The following is an 18,632-nucleotide window of genomic DNA, read 5'->3' as shown; positions in this document are numbered from 1 at the left end:
GGAATGAAGTTTCACTTTATTATATCATTTCTAGCAACGCAATTCATCTATTTTTTTATATCGCTCAATTCATCGTTCAAACTGATCTATTATCTTTTTTATACTATAGAAAAGGATAAAACTTAGGGTTTATAGTATAAGAAAAACTACAGCTTTCGCTAAAGACTTGGCGACAAGCCAAGCTTTTCTAATACAATTACTTCTATCTGTTTTTATCATCTGTTAACTGTTCCTTAATTAAAACCTGTTTACCTGTTTCGCTTTCCAAGTATATATTTTTCACAAAGAAATAAATAATGACGTGCCCTGCACCAAAAATTGCTAACAGATAAGGAATGATTACTTCTGCTGAAGTAAACGAAAGTGTAATTAAGAATATTGAAATGGAGATGATCCTGCCGATATTTACAAATAGCTCTCTTACTACAATATATTCTACTCGATATTCTTTGGCTCTCCATGCTTTTCCAATTACGTCATATGTTAATGAAACATATGGGATTGTCAAAATAGGATAAGCAATACCAATGCAAATGGCATAAATAAGTAACTGTATATAGCTAATGTTAAAAATAATTATTGCAATTGAAAAATAGAGAATTAAACCGCCAAGTAAAATTGCCTTTTTTCTTAAAGAAGGCTTAATCATTCTCGTGCCAACAAAATAAGAAATAAGCGACAGTCCAGAAAATACTAAATTGAACATTCCTAGTGCAAATTCACTTTGGGTAATTAAAAACACCCAAATCGCAATTATAAACGCAAATATTCCCTCTCGTAATCCTTGAAAAATATGGGCATTTTGAATCCGTTTCCAGTTCTTATTATGGAACCGTTCTGCAAACACTCTGCGAAAGTGAAAGCTTCCCTCTGCCTTACGCTGATTTAAAAAGAAGCTAATAATGACTGCACAAATAAACATCAGGAATGAAACAGTAAAAATAACAGAATAACCAATATTAGCCTTCATTTTTGAAATAATCATTCCAGCGAGTAAAGGACCGACCATACCACTAAATGATTGTAATATTCCTAAAAAACCATTAAAAAAATCACGTGTGTCTGGTTCTGTAATTTCAAAGGTCAACACATTAAATGCAAGCCAATAAAATCCATAACCAATTCCTAAAAGACCTCCAAGCATGAAATTGAAATAAGCAGCTTTTTCACCTATTACAAGCACACTTAAAAAAAAGAGCGATAAAAAAAATACCCCCAATCGTAACACAATGATTCGATCAACTTTTTTCGCTAATATTCCAGCTATAATGAAAGTAATTGGTAAAAAGGTGTAGATTGCTAAGTTATAGACTGCAATTGTAACAAAATCTCCTGATTGCTTCCAAAGATAAATATTGACAAACGTGTTGGATAGAAATAGTCCTAGTGAGTATAAACCTCCAATAAGAAGTAATAAAATAAGATCTTTATTTATATTCATATGGCGATTAATTGCATGGATTTTCTGCATATCTGATACCCCTTTTTCAAGTCAATATTAGTTTGAACAAATACGAATCAGATATACAAACATACGATAGAATTGATTAATTTCTATATATGAAGCAAGTTAAATTAATGACAACATAAATAACTTCAATTATTTTCTATTTAGATTATGCTTTCATTAGTTAGCAATATATTTCCATTCCATAAGCCATATGTAATTACGTATGTAAGCTACAATATAAAAATTGTCCATTTCAGACCACAAAACTAATAATTAGAGGAAAGAAAAATCACAGTTTACTACCTCGTAATTCTACTGTCAAGTTTTCATTCGTATAATCCTTTCTTCTGCTAAAATTAACCATATATTACACCTTTACGTGTCATTTATCTCTTTTAATCAGTTACGATTAGAGCGTTTACCTTTTTTAGATAAAAACTCTACCGCTTCTCTAGTTGCATTCAAATGCTCAACTGTATCATCATATTGTAATGATGCTACTGACATAAACAGAATATCGATTACGTGAAGTTGGGCGATACGAGATGAAGTTGCGCCACTTCGAAAGGTAGGCTCTTTAGTTGCAGAAGTGTATAATTTTAAATCTGCTTCTTCTGTCACTAAAGATTTCCCATATTTAGTCAGACTAATCGTGGTAGCATTATTTTTTTTCGCTAATTGAAGAATCTTAGCGACTTCTACAGTTTCTCCGGAAAAAGAAATTCCTAAAACTACATCTTCCTTTGTTGTATTGGCAACCTGGGTTGCTGCCATATGTATATCCGTAAATGCATATGCATTTTTATTAATTCGCAAAAATTTTTGCTGTGCATCCTGTGCAATTATACTGGAAGCGCCGACCCCAATAAAGTGAAGACTTTTTGCATTTTTCACTTTTTCTACTACTTTTTGCAACTGTTCAACATTTAATAATTCAGCAGTTTCCCGAATTGTTTGAATGCTATTATTCGTCATCTTCTTAATAACAGAAAGTAAAGGTTCATTAGGCTCTATATCTCTGAATCCAACCTCTTCTGTTTTATGGAGATCTCCTGCTATTCTTAACTTTAAATCTTGAAATCCCTTTAAGTTTAATGATTTACAAAGTCTAATAACAGCAGCTCCGCTGGTTGAACTTCTCTTCCCCAACTCAACAGCTGTCAAGGTCAACGCTTCCTCTGGATTATTTATAATATAGGACGCAATTTTTCTTTCAGAAGGTGGAAGTGAAGAAAGCATCTCTGTAAGAATTACTATACCGCCACTTGTCGCCATCATATCAACTCATTTCTATTTAATTACTGTCATTATTCTATTATATGAATAATAAAAAATTACATCAATCTATCTTGCTTAAAAGTATCCAGTTATAAATTAAAATTTTATCCAGTTCGCTTTTTCTTCCTGCTGATAAGAAGTAGAACAAAAAACAGGCGATCAGTTAGTAACGACAAACTGGAGAACTTTGATGAGATAAAGAAAACATGCCTCTAAAACAGAGGGATGCCGACGCCTGAGCGACAAGCCCACTTTTAGTCGACCTTCCTTTAAATTCGGGCCAATGTTGACTTATCATAGAAAGAAGAGTGAAGCTTGCTAGGAGCACCAGCACCTAAACTGGACGAAGCTAGTGACCACTCAAATAGAAGCAGATATCGTTTTCCAGACAAGAACAGAGGCTAAAATCGCAGGTCTTAAAAAAGCGCGATATATCGCTTTCGAAGCGTACCTTGTTCTTTCGACCTGAACGAATCGGGAATTTAAGCGGCGCTATTTCTGGCTTAGACTTCTTCGTAAATTTCTATCACACCGTGTGGGAGTCTTACGGCTCTTAGATACGTGATAAAAGTTTTATTAATCCTATTGAATCCACTTGATTCTTAACGAAACATAAAAAGCCACCTTATCGGTGACTTTTTATTTCTTTTATAACGTCCTTTATTTTGCTTCGTTATAGTTTTTTGCAACTTCATCCCAGTTAACGATGTTCCAAAATGCAGAAACATATTCTGGACGTCTATTTTGATATTTTAGGTAGTAAGCATGCTCCCAAACATCTAAGCCCAAAATAGGTGTTTTTCCTTCCATTAATGGTGAATCTTGGTTTGGTGTACTAGTTATTTCTAATTTGCCATTATTTACAACAAGCCATGCCCATCCTGAACCGAAACGTCCAGTTGCAGCACTTTCGAACTGTTCTTTAAACTTTTCGAAACTGCCAAAAGTCTCGTTAATTTTATCAGCAAGCTCGCCAGTTGGTTCTCCGCCACCATTTGGTGAAAGAATCTTCCAGAAAAGACTATGGTTAGCGTGTCCACCGCCATTATTTCTTACAGCAGTACGAGTGCTTTCTGGTACAGCATCTAGGTTGCTAATTAAATCCATTAATGATTTATTCTGAAGGTTTGCATGTCCCTCCAAAGCGTCATTTAATTTTGTAACATACGTATTATGATGCTTTGTATGGTGTATGTTCATGGTCTCCTTATCGATTGTAGGTTCAAGTGCATCGTATGCATATGGTAGTTCGGGTAATTCAAATTTTGACATTATTCCTTCCTCCTCTAATAAATCCATTTTAATTAAAAAGGATCTAATATCACCCTTTTAATCAAGCCTACCAAAGGTTTTTTAGTGTTGCAAATTATATGCATTGACAAATGCTATACGACTAAGATGTATAAAGAACACTTGTTTAGACATGTACAAACTGGAAAATTTCCGACGGGATAAAGTGAGACCTCTTTCAAAGAGTGCTTTTCTCCTTGAAAAAGAAAAACACTTTTTCTGCGTGCGATGTATCGCTGTCGTAGTTTTCCTTGTCCTTGAAAAAGAAAAACACTTTTTCTGCGTGCGATGTATCGCTGTCGTAGTTTTCCTTGTCCTTGAAAAAGAAAAACACTTTTTCTGCGTGCGATGTATCGCTGTCGTAGCTTTCCTTGTCCTTGAAAAAGAAAAACACTTTTTCTGCGTGCGATGTATCGCTGTCGAAGCTTTTCTTGTCCTTGAAAACCGCGATGCTTATTCAAGAAGTCTTACTTGTCCTGTCAACCCAAACGAATCGGGAATTTAGGACCGTTTTCTCAATATGATGAGAAAGATACAGAGCCTTACATTTGGGATAAAGAAAACATGTCTCTAAAACAGAGAGATGCCGACGTTCTGAGCGACACGCCCGCTTTTATTCGGTCTTCCTTTAGATAAGGAACCAATGTTGACTTATCTAAAGGAGAAGACTGAAGTTTGCTAGTCGCTTTGAGCGTTTGACCTAGACAGACGATGTTTTTTACAAAATACCGCCATGTAGAAACAGGTATAATTGGCCAGACAATAAAAAAACAAGCAGATGCTTGTTTAAAAAATGGTGGCTCGGGACGGAATCGAACCGCCGACACAGGGATTTTCAGTCCCTTGCTCTACCGACTGAGCTACCGAGCCATCAGAATATAAAATTGATTTGATTTTCTACTTCTTAACCGCACTATATGTATGGAGGAGGTAGAGGGATTCGAACCCCCGCGGGCTGTTACACCCCTGTCGGTTTTCAAGACCGATCCCTTCAGCCAGACTTGGGTATACCTCCAAATAGACTAGTGGACCCTGCAGGACTCGAACCTGCGACCGATCGGTTATGAGCCGATAGCTCTAACCAACTGAGCTAAGGGTCCGTTTGATATAATTTTAATATAATGGGGCGACCGGTGGGGATCGAACCCACGGATGCCGGAGCCACAATCCGGTGCGTTAACCACTTCGCCACGACCGCCATACAAGTTGATATTTAAGTGGCGGTGGAGGGGATCGAACCCACGACCTCACGGGTATGAACCGTACGCTCTCGCCAGCTGAGCTACACCGCCATTTTTGGCTCCACAGGTAGGATTCGAACCTACGACCGATCGGTTAACAGCCGATTGCTCTACCACTGAGCTACTGTGGAACGGGCATGCTATAATTTGTTTAAATTATAGCGACAAGATATAATTTACCATGTTCAACAACTTCTGTCAATATCTTTTTTTACAAAATCTTAACAAACTATTATATATGTATTTCATTTATATATTGCTTTAAAACGACAATATTTACTATAGCATCTTTCTATATGGATTTCAAGACTTAATTTAAAATTAGAAAATTAGAATTAATCACCCACCAAAATGAATTATTTACATCGTTCTAATTAATTAGAACGATGTAAATTTATAATAAAGTGAAACTTCATTCAGTGGGATTTTTTTATTAGAAGTGGAACAAAGACTAAAATCACAATATGCTTAAAAAACGCCTTTTCTTCAATACGTTGTGATGTATTGCTGCCAAAGCTTTTCTTGTCCTTAAAAAACCGCGATGTACCGCTGTCGTGGTTATTTCTTGTCCTTGAAAAAGAAGTACACTTTTTCTGCGTGCGATGTACCGCTGTCGTGGTTATTTCTTGTCCTGTCAATGAATCAGGTAAAAATGTCTTTATCTCCCGCTTGGACTCTTCGGATTTTCTATCACACTTGAAGTAGGAGTCGTATGTCACCTTAGATAGATAAAAAAGTGAAATAGTACCGTAATTTAATTTTATCCACTACTCGCCAAGAACTTCTTCAGCAAGATTTACTGCGTGATCACCGATTCGCTCTAAATTACTAATAATATCTACAAATACCATTCCAGCGGATCCACTACAAATCCCTTCATTCATACGAATAATATGTTTTTTTCGAAATTTCCGCTCCATTTTATCGATTTGATCCTCTTTTTGAATAACTGAAAGTGCTTCTTCACGGTTCATTTCTTGAATGGCGTAAACTGCCTGCTTAACAGTAGAAATCGTTAACTCAAACATTTCATTAAGATCTTCTTTCGCATAATCTGTTAAGTATAATTTATTAGAGATTTTATATTCAATGAGTTCAACAATATTTTCAAAATGGTCTCCAATTCGCTCAACGTCACGAACTGCATCAAGGATAGAAGAATGTTTTTCACTTTCTAATTCAGACAGTGATTCTGTAGATAATTCAATTAAATAATTAGTAATTTTTCGATCAAGATTATTTAACGCACTTTCGATTTGCATTGCCAACTCCGAGTGCTTAATCAAATGAGTATTTAAATATTTATTGGTCTCTTCTAAACCCTTATATGCATACTCACCCATTCTCACTAACTCAGACTTAGCTTGATCTAATGCTACAGAAGGTGATTGTTGAATGAATATGGGATCCAAATGCTTTGGCTTATATTCTATAATGGAATCTTTACCTGGTATAATTTTGGTTACCAGCCAAGCTAAAGCACCAATAAATGGAAATTGCATAATCGTATTGGTTATGTTAAATGTCCCGTGAGCAAACGCAATGGTCATTTCAGGGTTCAAATGAAACTGACCTTGTAAAAAGGTAATAAAACTTGTAAATATCCCCAAAAAAATAAGAAAGATTGTTGCTCCTACCAAGTTGAATATAACATGGGTAAGTGCAGCTCGCTTAGCACCTATTGTTGCACCTATGGAGGCGAGAACTGCAGTAATGGTCGTACCAATATTATCTCCAAATAGAACAGGAAGTGCTGCCTTTAATTCTATTGCTCCTTCAGAAAATAAGCCCTGCAAAATACCAATAGTTGCACTTGAGCTTTGTACAATTAAAGTAAATACAGTACCAATCACTACACCTAAGATGGGATTATCACTCATACTAACTGTTAGCTCTTGAAACGCTTCTAAGCTCCGCAACGGCTTCATACCATTACTCATTAATTCTAAACCAAAGAATAGCGCTCCAAAACCAAAAACTGCTTGTCCTATAGCATTAACTTTCTGACTTTTAAAGAAAAACAGTAAGAAACAACCTACAGCAAGAATTGGCAAAGAATAGGCACTAATATCAATTCCTATAATAAATGCAGTAATAGTTGTACCAATATTTGCCCCCATTATAACCCCAATAGCTTGCTTTAATGACATAAAGCCTGCATTAACAAGACCTACAGTTAATACGGTTGTTCCAGAACTACTTTGAATTAAAGTAGTAACAATAATACCTGCGAGCACACCCAAAAATGGATTACTTGTAAAACGATCCAATATATCTCGTAAGCGGTCACCTGCTGACTTTTGTAATCCGTCACCCATGTATTTAATACCTAGAAGAAAAATACCGAGACCACCAATAAATTCAAAAATCAGTTTTTGAACATCAATTTCCAAAATGTATACCTACCCTTCTTTATGTTGAATCTTGTCGCACCATAACAATATTAAGTATATATAAAGTTTTTGTAAAGGAGTTATAATTATATTTAACATTAAATTTACAATCGAAAAAAAGCGTTGTTTTTTATACGAACAAACGCTTTTTTTCAAACTCAATGTGGCTAAAGAGAACCTTCATTCAATGGGATTTCTTCTTCACTGATTAGAAGTAGAACAACGATAACATTTCAGGCGTCCCTGAAAGAGGAAGGCGTTTTCTCTGTGTGCGATGATCGCTATCGTGGTTATTTCTTGTCCTTGAAAAAGAAGTACACTTTTTCTGCGTCGAAGTATCGCTGTCGTGGTTATTTCTTATCCTGTCAATGAATCGGGTATTTAGACGCCGTTATCTCTCTAAAATTTCTTACGTATTCACTATTTTTGAAGTGTTACCTTACAGCATTTTAAATGCGGAATAGGTAACTAACCACCACAGGTTAATTGTTAACAACATTCCTAATAGATTACCCATAAATCGACAATTATAATCTTCTTCATAAAACCATGGATAGATTATGTGAAGAGATAATAGCCATAAAAGTGTACGATTAAATCTAATTGTAATAACTTTGCTGAACTTTCCTTAAACTACATATGTATAGATTAAAACAGACAAGGAAAAAGTTTGCTATGTTAATTTTGTCGATTTGAGCAACCTTTTTAAATATAACAACATAGTTGGCATTAAATTTAACTTACTTAAACATATAAAAGATAACCTTTTTTTGGTTATCTTCTTATTTTCATTCAACAGTTTCAACTAATATTTTGGTTCCATCTACTTTTATAATCCTCACCTTTGTGTTTTTAGAAATCCATTGTCCATTAGAAATTGCACTATAATTCTTACGATCGACGCGAATCGTTCCAACCGGTCGTAAATCGGTTAAAGTCAGTCCTTCTTTATCTACTAATTGTTCATAGCTTATATTCAATGAATTGTAACCAGCTTCTTTTGTTAACTGATCTTTTAATGTTATTTTATTCCACATCTCTCTTCGCTTAAATACTTTTAAGAAAAAAAACGAGGCACCACCTCCTAATAACACCCCTAAAACCGCATACAATCCAGAGGTAAAGCTAGGAGCTGGAAGTGCTACTGCTGTCAACATACTTGCTAATCCAATGGTAGCTAACGTACCGTCATTAAGGAGTTTTCCATCAATAATAATAAGTAATAATCCAATAAAGTAAATAATAAGCATAATAATAATGGAGTCCGCCTCAACATATGCTCCAAAATATACTGTAATGAATCCAATTCCTAATAATGCAAAAACTCCACGCATATTTACTAATACTTCGCCAATTAAAAATAATGTAGCAAAGCCAGTTATAATAAGCCCAATCCATTCCATCTCAAAAATAGCCAATATGCTCCTCCTCTCATCGTTCATTTATTTATACGTATATAAGGTATATTTTGTTTCATTATAAGGAGTAAATTCTATGTATTTTATTAAAAAACTTACTGTTTTATTGTTTAGTATAATTGCTATTTTCGTTATTTATCAAGACCTTACACAGGTAGCGACACATTCTGAAAAAGATAAATATAAGTTTGAACAAAAAGCTAACCCAGAACCTTTAGCTTATCATGTCATTCCAATTAAAGTCCAAGCAGGAGATACTGTTCTTTCCATTGTAGAACGGCTAAACCCTCATTTAAATGACATTCATAACATAAACATATTTGCTGATTTTCAACTGGTTAATCCAGAAAGTGATCCGTCTTCACTCACTCCAGGAGATATTTATTATTTTCCAAAGTATGAAAAATAATACATCTCCAAATGAGTATTAAATTCGGGTAGTACTTTCAAGTGGAATACAAATCATTATTGTTTGAGGCATACTTAAAAGTAATAAACCATAACTGTTTTTACTGTGATATTCATGTTTTTAAAAAATTTAAGCAACCGATTCATTTTTTCCTAACCATAGTTAATAGAGTCTATGGAGAATATGTCTAAAAGTTTTTCAACATTGATAAATCTAATACTAAGATCTTTAAAAACAAAAGCTAGCAGTGCTCATTTAGCGACGGACAAACAGCAGATCTTCTGAGGAGATAAAGGGCAACTGAAACAGTGGATCAAAAGGCTAAGTTCTCAGGCCTCCTTGAAAAACCGTAATGTCGCTGTCGTTGTTTCTTCCTTAAAAAGAAAAACGTTTTTTCTGCGTGCGATGTATCGCTGTCGTAGTCTTTCTTGTCCTGTCGCCCCAAACGAATCGAGAATTTAGGAGCCGTTTTTCTCATCGTATTGGCATAAGCGGATTTTAAAAATGAGAAAATTTCGTATCCTTACATTCGGGATAAAGAAAACACAGCCAAAAACAGGGTATGCCGACGCCTTAGCGGCAAGCCCACTTTTAATCGGCCTTTCTTTAGATTCGAGCCGATATTGACTTATCGTAGGAAGAAGAGCCAAGTTGAGTAACAGCTTGAGCAATTAAGTTAGACGATGCTACTTCTCAAAAAAGTTATCCCGATAGAGACAAAAAAAAGGAAGGCAAATGTACCTTCCCTAAACAAATGGCAATATAAATAAAGCAATGAGAATTGATATTACTCCTGCAGCAATAGCAATATTTCCCAGTGCGTCTGCTCCTCTACCTCTAGACATGAAGCCGAGTACGATTCCTGCTACACCAAAGATCACTGGCCAAACAAAAAAGGAAATAATGGATAAGGCGATGCCAATCCAGCCAAATGTTGTATTTGCATCTACTTCATCATCTGTGACTTCAGGCTCATAATCATCTGTGGTCATTTCTGTAGCGAATTCTTCGTCTCTTGAGCTATCAGGTTTGACGCCAATAAAGTCTTGATTTTTTCTTTGTTCTTCGTAATTTGGTGCTTCTTCAACATCCTTCATACCTTTGTTCGGATTTTGACCCATTAGCTAAGACCTCCTTTTGTTTTGAGGTACAAGCTTAGGTTATGGATTTTTGATTTTTTTACAGATGTTATTTAATGGAAGCCTTTCCTATAAAAATAATAAACAGGACAAGATGATTTTTATTTTTATTTACATATAGTAACGTAGAGCTTTATTAAGGGAGCAATGTCGAATGTCAAAAATCATAAAAGAAATAATTAGAAAAAAGTTAACTCAATTATCAGCAGGAGAGCTTATGAATTATGCTAACCAATATGGCTTTTCATTAACACAGCAAGAAACAAAACAAATAATTATGTACTTAAGACAGTATGAAGTTGATCCATTTAGCGTTGAAGGAAGAAAAAAAATGATTCAACAATTAGCGAGGATTACAGACCAAACAACTGCGCAAAAAGCGCAACAATTATTTAATGATATGGTTACATCTTATGGTTTAGATCATTTATTCCGTTAAAGTGGGATTTTTCCTCCTTAAAGTGGAATAAAGGCTAAAATCTCCGGTATCCTTGAAAAAGAAAACCACTTTTTCTGCGTGCGATGTTTTGCTACCGTAGCAACTCTGTCCTTGAAAAAGAAAAACGCTTTTTCTGCGTGCGATGTATTGCTGTCGTAGCTTTCCTTGTCCTTGAAAAAGAAAACCACTTTTTCTGCGCGCGATGTGTCGCTGTCGTAGCTTTTCTTGTCCTTGAAAAAGAAAACCGCTTTTTTACGTGGATGTTTGTTCCTACCGAATCTCCTCCGTTCTGTCGATTGAACGAATCAGGCGTCTAGTGCCGTTAACTTCCACTTCGATTTCTCGGTATTGAAGTTGGAGATAACAGCACTTAGATGCAGGATAAAGTAGAGCATTAAGCTCCACAGTTTTCTGTTTAAAACTATATTTAAAGCGCCCCTTGACGCTAATAATAACAGAAATTTATTGATTCATAATTTTTTCTTTTAAAGCAGGATCAAATTCACCAGATCTGATCATATCAATTTCATACTTATATGGTGCTTTTTTATTTTTTTTATCTTTCCCAACATAAGGAGTTTCTAATATTTTCGGCAATTCCTTTAATTGCGGGTGATTGATAACATACAGTAAAGCTTCAAAGCCGATATGACCAAATCCAATATTTTCGTGACGATCTTTTTGAGCTCCTATTTCATTTTTACTATCGTTAACATGGACAACTTTTATTCGATCCACCCCAATAATTTTATCAAATTCATTAAGCACCCCATCAAAATCATCGATCACATTATAACCAGCATCGTGAATATGGCAAGTATCCAAGCAAACAGACAGCTTTTCATTGTGTGTTACCCCATCAATAATTTTGGCTAACTCATCAAAGCTTCTCCCTATTTCTGAACCCTTGCCAGCCATTGTTTCCAGTGCTATCTGAACCTCATTATCCTTTTCCAAAACTTCATTTAAGCCCTTAATAATCTGTTTAATTCCTGCTTCTGCACCTGCTCCAACATGAGCTCCTGGATGTAAAACAATTTGCTTTGCTCCAATGGCAAAGGTTCGATCCATTTCACTCCTTAAAAAATTTACACCTAAGTTAAAGGTTTCAAGCTTATTTGTGTTACCAATATTAATAATGTATGGAGCATGTACTACGATATCTTCTATGCCGTTTTCCTCCATATGTTCCCTTCCAGCCTCAATATTCAATTCCTCAATTGGCTTTCTCCGTGTGTTTTGCGGTGCGCCTGTATAAATCATAAATGTATTTGCACTATAGGATACAGCTTCTTCTGATGAACCTTTTAGCATTTTTTTACCACTCATTGAAACGTGGGAACCAATTTTTAACATACCTTCATCTCCCCTAATTAAAAACCTATTTCTTTCTATATTTATTTTTCTTTAACCGTTTCTTAATTGCTTCTTTTTCTTGCTTCATTTTTTTCTTATAGCCGGGTTTTACTTTTTTAACTTTTTTTACTCGTTTCCAAGCTTCTCGATCTACCTCTGATTTTTGACTCGTACGTAATGAACGATGATTCCATGGCTTAGCCTCACGCCATTCCCCATTTTGAATATCCATATACGTAAAAGTTAAACCTTTTTCCTCCAACTTTTTAATAAGCGGTACATCTTCCGTTTGATAAATACTAATGGCGGTACCCTCCATACCAGCCCTTGCTGTCCTGCCAACACGATGAATATAAAAATGGTCTTCTTTTGGCAGTTGGGCATTTATGACATGGCTAACACCTTTAATATCAATACCTCTAGCTGCCAAGTCAGTCGCAACAATATACTGATAACGTAAATTTTGAATTTCTTTTAACATACGCTTTCGTTCACGAGGTGGTAAGCCACCATGGATAAGGCCAACATTTACACCTTTTTGTTGTAAAGAGGCAGCTAATTCATTCGCTTTTTCTTTCCCGTTTGTAAAAATAATCGCTAAATATGGATGAATTGTTTTTGCAATATCTGCTATAATCGATGCTTCATCTCTATGTTTTAAGTAGATAAGGCGATGCTCCATCGTTTCCGGTGATAAATCATCTGCTACTTTAACATACAATGGATTTTCTAAATATTTTTTTAAAAAATGCTGTAAGCGTTGCGGAATGGTCGCTGAAAACACCAACAATTGAATAGAAGGATGACAACGTACTAGTAATTGATCGATTTGATCAATAAATCCTAAGTCAAGCATAAGATCTGCTTCATCCATGACAAAACTATTAGCAGTATAAATGGATAAGGCGTTCTCTTTAACAATATCAAGAATTCGTCCAGGAGTACCTACAATAATATGCGGGGGCTCTTTTAGCTTCTCCATCATTTTCTGTTTATCTGTTCCACCTACTAATAACTTGGCAATCCATTTTTGTTGTTTATCAGCAAACTCAATTATTTTTCTTACTTCATCATAAAGCTGTGTAGCCAATTCTCTAGTTGGTGCAGTAATTACTATCTGCACTTCTCGTTTATCTTCTTGAATCCGATGAAAGAGTGGCAATAAAAAGGCATGGGTTTTCCCAGAACCAGTTCTAGATTGGCCTATAACACTTTTGCCCTCTAAAATAGCCGGGATTACTTGTTGTTGTATTTCCGTAGGTGTGTTAAAACCCAAACGGTCGATGACTTGATTTATAGTAGGCGTAAATGAAAAGACCTGAAATTTTTTGTTCATACATGTCCTCCTTTTCTATTTCATACAAACTAAATAAATTGAAATGGATCTGTATTCGTAGTTGAAGTGATAATTTTTATGTCTGTATTTTTAAGTTCTACGTCCAAATAATTTTTAACCAATGTTTTCGTGACCTTTTCAGCATAATGTCCAACATCGATTACTGCTAAACCAGCCTCCTGTGCATCTTGAGCATAATGAAAGGACATATCACCTGTTATATAAACATCAGCACCGTTTCGCTTTACTTGATGGATATATTTTTCCCCACTTCCGCCAATAACTGCTACTGTACGGACTTGTTTGTCCAGATTACCTGTAACCCTTAGGTCGGGTATTTGTAAAGCTGATTTTATATGTTCACAAAAATCCTCTAAACTTAAGCTTTGATCCAACTTACCAATTCTCCCCAGTCCGAAAGCTTTCCCTTTGTTTTTTAGCGGAAAGATATCATATGCCGGCTCTTCATAAGGATGTGCTTGTAGCAATGCATATAAAACTGCTCTCAACTTGCTCTCCTCCATAATGGATTCCAGCTTTACCTCATCTACTTTTTCGAGCTGGTTAATACTTCCGATAAATGGATTTGTGCCTTCTAAAGGCTTAAAAGTCCCTTGACCTTGTGTTTGAAACGTACAATAACTGTAATTTCCAATATGTCCAGCACCCGCTTCACTGATTGCATTTCTAACCTGCTCTACATGAGTGAGCGGTACATAAGCGACTAGCTTTAACAGCTGTTCCGTTCGAATATCAACAAGCGGCTTTACTTGACGAACTCCAATATGATTACATATTGCATCATTGACCCCATTTTCGGCTATATCTAAGTTCGTATGTGAAGCATAAACGGTAATATCATGATGTAATAATTTTTGAATTATTCTCCCCTTCGATGTATCTGTGTTAATTTGACGCAATGATTTAAATAATAATGGATGGTGAGCTATAATCAAATCAACTTGTTTTTCAATTGCCTCGTCAACAACAGCTTCCAATACATCCAATGTAACCATTATGGTACGTACTGGCTTGTTATAACTTCCAACTTGTAAACCGACTGGATCCCAATCATAGGCAAGCTCTTTTGGTGCTAATTGTTCCATAAGACCAAAAATATGTCCGGTTGTTCGTTCACGATTCATAATTTAATAACCTCCTTCATCCATTCCCATTCCTGAGTTAATTGGTTTAGTTTTTTCGTATCTATTTCTTTTGCACGCTTGATTTGCTGAAGCACATGCTCCAGCTTTACAGCCTCTTGCCTCCACTTTTTATAAAAAGCAGTTGGTTTTGTTTGTAACAATATTGGACCAAATAGCATTGCTCGTTCATCTAATTGCTGTTCTATTTGTTTGGTTAAACGCTCTGCATTGATGATTTCATAAAAATGACCATTCTCTTCCATTATATCCTCATCTGCAATCATAAATCCATGCTGATACAACCAGAAACGCACAGCTTTTGCTTCTACATTAGGTTGTGCAATAATTTGCTTCGTTGTCTGTAATTTTTCCTTCCCGTCATTCAAAATCTTTCGTACCAATGATCCTCCCATTCCAGCAATAACAATTTGTTTTACTTCGTTTGCCTGAACGACTTCAAGACCATCACCCAACCGTACATCAATTCGATCAGTTAGCGAGAAAGCTTGTACCGTCTCTAGCGCTTTTTGATACGGTCCTTCGTTTACTTCTCCGGCAATTGCCAAGGCTGTTAAATCATTCTGGCAAACATAACAAGGTAAATAAGCATGATCAGAGCCAATGTCAACAAATTTGGCTCCTTTCGGCAGGAATGAAGCAACCCGTTGCAATCGTTTCGATATGTTCATTTTCACCATAAAACACCCACTTCTTTCTAGTTACCATAATAAAACTTCATTTAAGGAAGGCTTTTCTCCTTGAAATGAAACACTGAGACATACTTGTAAAAACGCGATGTATTACTGTTATAGCTCCTCTGTCCTTGAAAAAGAAAAACACTTTTTCTGCGTGCGATGTATCGCTGCCGTAGCTTTCCTTGTCCTTGAAAAATCAAAAACACTTTTTTCTGCGTGCGATGTATCACTGCCGTAGCTTTCCTTGTCCTTAACTCGAATGAATCGGTATTTAGGTGCCACTATCTCTTACTTACAACTTTTTCGTATTCTCTATAACTCCTGAAGTGGAGTATCACAGCATTTTAATTAAAGGATAAACGAAACTCTAACTGTACATTAGTCCCACCCAAGACCTAAGAAATTACCTCGGCTACTATGATCAGGGATGTGTAGTCAAACATAAAATCCTTAACTTCTATTACGGTAACTATACTGAAAAAGAAAAGCTTTCTGTTATAAAGCAGAAAGCTTTTACTTTGTCTTATTTTTAATCTTACTTTTTCTCCGCCAACCACTTTGCTAAAACTTCAGCTTCGGCTTCTGTGGCTAATCCAGGAGGCATTTGCCCCTTACCATTAATAATTGTATTTTTAACTTCATCTTTTGATAATTTGCTGCCTACCTGGGTTAAGTCTGGCCCCGCTCCCCCTGATAAGTCAGCACCATGACAACTGGAACAGTTTGATTCATAAATGGCTTCAGGATCGTCAGTAGTTTCCCCTTCTTGACTCTTCTCTGTTTGTTCCCCGCCGCCTTCCTCGGCTTTTTTAATATCCTCTCGTTGATTTAAGCCTACGAATGATATTACAATTACAGCAAGTATCCCTAAAATAGCAATTAATGCATAAGGTACAACAGGGTTCCTTTTCATTGCCTTTCCTCCTTATGTATCTCCCCATTTGATATTAGATGTTGTTCAAAAAGTTTATTCATATAAACGAGGTGATGCTTATAAGAAAATGCTCAAAAGGTCCGATAAAAGTGATGCCTCGAATTTCAAAGCTGGTTTGTTTCTAGAAGCTCATGCTCCTAACCGTGTACAATCCGTTACTCGAAACCGTACCCCCGCATCAAACTTAGCAGAACCATTTACCCTCTTTTTTGAACACGTACTTAATAAACGTTTCATTATAAGAGTTCACATTCTTAAACAGCAAACCCTCTTCATGATATCAATTAACCATTTTTTTGAACAAACATACTCTAAAAGACTATATTCATTTTACTTGAAAAATACTTTTCTTTAAAGTGTTTCGCTATGAATTTTTTATAAAACGGCATATATAAGCAAGAATAATAGAGATGTTATCCCGATTATGACTAAATAGTGCACGTGCTTATAAAGACCGTATAGAATCCAAAATACAAAATGAATAGAAATGATCCAAAAGCTAAAACTTTCATGCAAATAGTGTTTAGATAGGTGTACCGAAATGAATAATGCTAACAAGAAGCTTGTTACTAGTGGCCAATGGTAATAATTTTTGTACTTTCTTCGATGTTTTAGCGAATAATACATCCATACGGAGTACCCAAGAAAAAGAATTAAAATAGTTAGTTGCAAAATTATCTGAAATTGCGTACAATAAATAATAAGAAATGAAAACGGTATCAATACTGATAAAAGAAATAGTTGGATAAACATAACGATTTTTTGTTTATATGTTAATTTTTGCTGAAAACCATCACCTTTTGAATATAAGGCAAGTAAAAAATCGCAATATTCAGGTGGTAAAAGTTTATGTTCTTTCCAAAATAAGATTTCTTCTATGACTAATTGCTTACGTTGGTCAATTATCGTTACCTCCATTTCAAATATAAAATGGGAAAGGTCATTGGACAAACATAAAGTTGTCCAATGACAGGTTAATTACTGATCTAAGAAGTCTTTTAGTCGTTTACTTCTGCTTGGATGTCTTAGTTTACGCAATGCCTTTGCTTCAATTTGACGAATTCTTTCTCTCGTAACACCAAACACTTTACCAACTTCTTCTAGCGTTCTTGTGCGCCCGTCGTCTAGACCGAAGCGAAGTCTCAACACATTTTCTTCTCTATCTGTAAGTGTATCTAATACATCTTCAAGTTGTTCCTTTAGTAGTTCATATGCAGCGTGATCAGATGGAGAAACTGCTTCCTGATCTTCAATAAAGTCACCTAAATGTGAATCATCTTCTTCACCAATTGGTGTTTCAAGCGAGACAGGCTCTTGAGCAATTTTTAAGATGTCTCGTACTTTTTCTGGAGAAAGATCCATTTCCTCTCCAATTTCTTCAGGTGTCGGCTCTCTTCCAAGATCCTGCAATAACTGTCTTTGTACACGAATTAATTTATTAATGGTTTCTACCATATGCACAGGTATCCGAATGGTTCTTGCTTGGTCGGCAATTGCCCTTGTAATTGCTTGTCTGATCCACCAAGTTGCATAGGTACTAAATTTAAATCCCTTACGGTGATCAAATTTTTCAACTGCTTTGATCAACCCCATGTTACCTTCTTGGATTAAATCCAAAAACAGCATTCCTCGACCAACATAACGTTTTGCAATACTGACTACTAAGCGCAAGTTTGCTTCTGCAAGACGACGCTTTGCTTCTTCATCACCTTGCTCTATTCTTGTAGCTAATTCTATTTCCTCTTCAGCGGACAATAAGTCGACACGACCAATTTCCTTCAAATACATACGAACAGGATCATTTATCTTAATACCTAGTGGTACACTGAGATCATTTAAATTAAACTCTTCTTCTTTTTCAATTTCTTTCATGCTGGGATCTTCTTCCGATTCACCTATAACTTCAATTCCTTGATCTCCTAGGTACTCATAAAATTCATCCATATGATCTGATTCAATGGTAAAATTAGATAAGCGATCAGCAATTTCTTCATACGCTAAAGTGCCACGCTTTTTTCCCATTTCCACCAAGCGATCTTTCGCTTGATCTAGGGTTAATTCATGTTCGTTTTCTTTTGTTTGTGAAGGCTTGTTATCGGCCATGAGTCC

19 protein-coding genes and 6 tRNA genes are annotated in these 18,632 nt (G+C 35.6%); 2 read left to right on the top strand and 23 right to left on the bottom strand.

Features of this window, described 5'->3' with window-relative positions; translation table 11 throughout:
* Window positions 1–202 precede the first annotated feature (202 nt).
* From KQI21_RS03395 to KQI21_RS03335, 13 genes are all read right to left on the bottom strand, one after another.
* Window positions 203–1,471, bottom strand: coding sequence for an MFS transporter (locus tag KQI21_RS03395; RefSeq protein ID WP_216482618.1), 1,269 nt, complete (start codon window positions 1,469–1,471; stop codon window positions 203–205).
* Window positions 1,472–1,849: 378 nt separating this feature from the next.
* Window positions 1,850–2,728, bottom strand: coding sequence for a MurR/RpiR family transcriptional regulator (locus tag KQI21_RS03390; RefSeq protein WP_216482617.1), 879 nt, complete (start codon window positions 2,726–2,728; stop codon window positions 1,850–1,852).
* A gap of 660 nt (window positions 2,729–3,388) precedes the next feature.
* Window positions 3,389–4,000, bottom strand: a complete 612-nt coding sequence (sodA, locus tag KQI21_RS03385; protein ID WP_216482616.1) for a superoxide dismutase SodA — start codon at window positions 3,998–4,000, stop codon at window positions 3,389–3,391.
* Window positions 4,001–4,196: 196 nt separating this feature from the next.
* Window positions 4,197–4,412, bottom strand: coding sequence for a hypothetical protein (locus KQI21_RS03380; RefSeq protein ID WP_216482615.1), 216 nt, complete (start codon window positions 4,410–4,412; stop codon window positions 4,197–4,199).
* Window positions 4,413–4,812: 400 nt separating this feature from the next.
* Window positions 4,813–4,888: transfer RNA gene (locus tag KQI21_RS03375), tRNA-Phe, on the bottom strand.
* Between the two features lie 52 nt (window positions 4,889–4,940).
* A tRNA-Ser gene (locus tag KQI21_RS03370) sits at window positions 4,941–5,033 on the bottom strand.
* Window positions 5,034–5,044: 11 nt separating this feature from the next.
* A tRNA-Ile gene (locus KQI21_RS03365) sits at window positions 5,045–5,118 on the bottom strand.
* A 22-nt stretch (window positions 5,119–5,140) separates the two neighbouring features.
* A tRNA-His gene (locus tag KQI21_RS03360) sits at window positions 5,141–5,216 on the bottom strand.
* 20 nt (window positions 5,217–5,236) lie between these two features.
* Window positions 5,237–5,310, bottom strand: a tRNA-Met gene (locus KQI21_RS03355).
* Window positions 5,311–5,315: 5 nt separating this feature from the next.
* Window positions 5,316–5,390: transfer RNA gene (locus KQI21_RS03350), tRNA-Asn, on the bottom strand.
* 285 nt (window positions 5,391–5,675) lie between these two features.
* Entirely contained in the window at window positions 5,676–5,897 is a 222-nt protein-coding gene (locus KQI21_RS03345) for a hypothetical protein (RefSeq protein ID WP_216482614.1), read from the bottom strand.
* A gap of 129 nt (window positions 5,898–6,026) precedes the next feature.
* The gene (locus KQI21_RS03340) at window positions 6,027–7,652 is read right to left on the bottom strand and encodes a Na/Pi cotransporter family protein (protein ID WP_216482613.1); all 1,626 of its coding nucleotides are present in this window, start codon (window positions 7,650–7,652) and stop codon (window positions 6,027–6,029) included.
* Between the two features lie 788 nt (window positions 7,653–8,440).
* The gene (locus KQI21_RS03335; RefSeq protein ID WP_216482612.1) at window positions 8,441–9,070 is read right to left on the bottom strand and encodes an NfeD family protein; all 630 of its coding nucleotides are present in this window, start codon (window positions 9,068–9,070) and stop codon (window positions 8,441–8,443) included.
* Between the two features lie 76 nt (window positions 9,071–9,146).
* Here KQI21_RS03335 and yqfZ point away from each other — a divergent pair, with 76 nt between their 5' ends.
* Window positions 9,147–9,479, top strand: coding sequence for a protein YqfZ (gene yqfZ / locus KQI21_RS03330; protein WP_216482611.1), 333 nt, complete (start codon window positions 9,147–9,149; stop codon window positions 9,477–9,479).
* A 313-nt stretch (window positions 9,480–9,792) separates the two neighbouring features.
* On the opposite strand, the gene KQI21_RS03325 is transcribed toward yqfZ, so the two are convergent.
* On the bottom strand, window positions 9,793–9,957 hold the full coding sequence (locus KQI21_RS03325; protein ID WP_216482610.1) for a hypothetical protein: 165 nt from the start codon (window positions 9,955–9,957) through the stop codon (window positions 9,793–9,795).
* 268 nt (window positions 9,958–10,225) lie between these two features.
* Complete coding sequence (locus tag KQI21_RS03320; protein WP_216482609.1) at window positions 10,226–10,600, bottom strand: YybS family protein; 375 nt, start codon at window positions 10,598–10,600, stop codon at window positions 10,226–10,228.
* A gap of 172 nt (window positions 10,601–10,772) precedes the next feature.
* Between KQI21_RS03320 and KQI21_RS03315 the strand changes: the two genes are divergently transcribed.
* A complete protein-coding gene (locus KQI21_RS03315) occupies window positions 10,773–11,057 on the top strand; it encodes a DUF2624 family protein (protein WP_216482608.1) in 285 nt (94 codons plus the stop codon).
* A 17-nt stretch (window positions 11,058–11,074) separates the two neighbouring features.
* On the opposite strand, the gene KQI21_RS03310 is transcribed toward KQI21_RS03315, so the two are convergent.
* From KQI21_RS03310 to rpoD, 8 genes are all read right to left on the bottom strand, one after another.
* Window positions 11,075–11,245, bottom strand: coding sequence for a hypothetical protein (locus KQI21_RS03310; RefSeq protein WP_216482607.1), 171 nt, complete (start codon window positions 11,243–11,245; stop codon window positions 11,075–11,077).
* A gap of 274 nt (window positions 11,246–11,519) precedes the next feature.
* Window positions 11,520–12,413 carry a deoxyribonuclease IV gene (locus KQI21_RS03305; RefSeq protein WP_216482606.1) on the bottom strand — a complete coding sequence of 298 codons (894 nt, stop codon included), beginning with the start codon at window positions 12,411–12,413 and terminating at the stop codon, window positions 11,520–11,522.
* 25 nt (window positions 12,414–12,438) lie between these two features.
* On the bottom strand, window positions 12,439–13,749 hold the full coding sequence (locus KQI21_RS03300) for a DEAD/DEAH box helicase (protein ID WP_216482605.1): 1,311 nt from the start codon (window positions 13,747–13,749) through the stop codon (window positions 12,439–12,441).
* Between the two features lie 29 nt (window positions 13,750–13,778).
* A complete protein-coding gene (locus tag KQI21_RS03295) occupies window positions 13,779–14,894 on the bottom strand; it encodes a Nif3-like dinuclear metal center hexameric protein (protein ID WP_216482604.1) in 1,116 nt (371 codons plus the stop codon).
* Window positions 14,891–15,592 carry a tRNA (adenine(22)-N(1))-methyltransferase gene (locus tag KQI21_RS03290; RefSeq protein WP_253291257.1) on the bottom strand — a complete coding sequence of 234 codons (702 nt, stop codon included), beginning with the start codon at window positions 15,590–15,592 and terminating at the stop codon, window positions 14,891–14,893. The genes KQI21_RS03295 and KQI21_RS03290 overlap by 4 nt, the downstream gene beginning before the upstream one ends.
* A 108-nt stretch (window positions 15,593–15,700) precedes the next feature.
* Complete coding sequence (locus KQI21_RS03285; protein ID WP_216482603.1) at window positions 15,701–15,871, bottom strand: hypothetical protein; 171 nt, start codon at window positions 15,869–15,871, stop codon at window positions 15,701–15,703.
* A gap of 253 nt (window positions 15,872–16,124) precedes the next feature.
* Window positions 16,125–16,502 carry a cytochrome c550 gene (gene cccA, locus KQI21_RS03280; protein ID WP_216482602.1) on the bottom strand — a complete coding sequence of 126 codons (378 nt, stop codon included), beginning with the start codon at window positions 16,500–16,502 and terminating at the stop codon, window positions 16,125–16,127.
* 999 nt (window positions 16,503–17,501) lie between these two features.
* Entirely contained in the window at window positions 17,502–18,626 is a 1,125-nt protein-coding gene (gene rpoD / locus KQI21_RS03275; RefSeq protein ID WP_077320912.1) for an RNA polymerase sigma factor RpoD, read from the bottom strand.
* Window positions 18,627–18,632 lie beyond the last annotated feature (6 nt).

Source organism: Virgibacillus proomii, assembly GCF_018916875.1.
Classification (GTDB): Bacteria; Bacillota; Bacilli; order Bacillales; family Amphibacillaceae; genus Virgibacillus; species Virgibacillus proomii_B.
The sequence above is the reverse complement of the archived record's forward strand: the minus strand, read 5'-3'. Positions and strand labels throughout refer to the sequence as shown.

Excerpts from the sequence above, each read along its gene's own strand:
- KQI21_RS03305 (WP_216482606.1), bottom strand. The coding sequence starts at position 12,413 with ATGTTAAAAATTGGTTCCCACGTTTCAATGAGTGGTAAAAAAATGCTA.
- KQI21_RS03320 (WP_216482609.1), bottom strand. The coding sequence starts at position 10,600 with ATGGGTCAAAATCCGAACAAAGGTATGAAGGATGTTGAAGAAGCACCA.
- cccA (WP_216482602.1), bottom strand. The coding sequence starts at position 16,502 with ATGAAAAGGAACCCTGTTGTACCTTATGCATTAATTGCTATTTTAGGG.
- KQI21_RS03395 (WP_216482618.1), bottom strand. The coding sequence starts at position 1,471 with ATGCAGAAAATCCATGCAATTAATCGCCATATGAATATAAATAAAGAT.
- KQI21_RS03315 (WP_216482608.1), top strand. The coding sequence starts at position 10,773 with ATGTCAAAAATCATAAAAGAAATAATTAGAAAAAAGTTAACTCAATTA.
- KQI21_RS03295 (WP_216482604.1), bottom strand. The coding sequence starts at position 14,894 with ATGAATCGTGAACGAACAACCGGACATATTTTTGGTCTTATGGAACAA.
- sodA (WP_216482616.1), bottom strand. The coding sequence starts at position 4,000 with ATGTCAAAATTTGAATTACCCGAACTACCATATGCATACGATGCACTT.
- KQI21_RS03325 (WP_216482610.1), bottom strand. The coding sequence starts at position 9,957 with ATGAGAAAAACGGCTCCTAAATTCTCGATTCGTTTGGGGCGACAGGAC.
- KQI21_RS03390 (WP_216482617.1), bottom strand. The coding sequence starts at position 2,728 with ATGATGGCGACAAGTGGCGGTATAGTAATTCTTACAGAGATGCTTTCT.
- KQI21_RS03290 (WP_253291257.1), bottom strand. The coding sequence starts at position 15,592 with ATGGTGAAAATGAACATATCGAAACGATTGCAACGGGTTGCTTCATTC.
- rpoD (WP_077320912.1), bottom strand. The coding sequence starts at position 18,626 with ATGGCCGATAACAAGCCTTCACAAACAAAAGAAAACGAACATGAATTA.
- yqfZ (WP_216482611.1), top strand. The coding sequence starts at position 9,147 with ATGTATTTTATTAAAAAACTTACTGTTTTATTGTTTAGTATAATTGCT.
- KQI21_RS03300 (WP_216482605.1), bottom strand. The coding sequence starts at position 13,749 with ATGAACAAAAAATTTCAGGTCTTTTCATTTACGCCTACTATAAATCAA.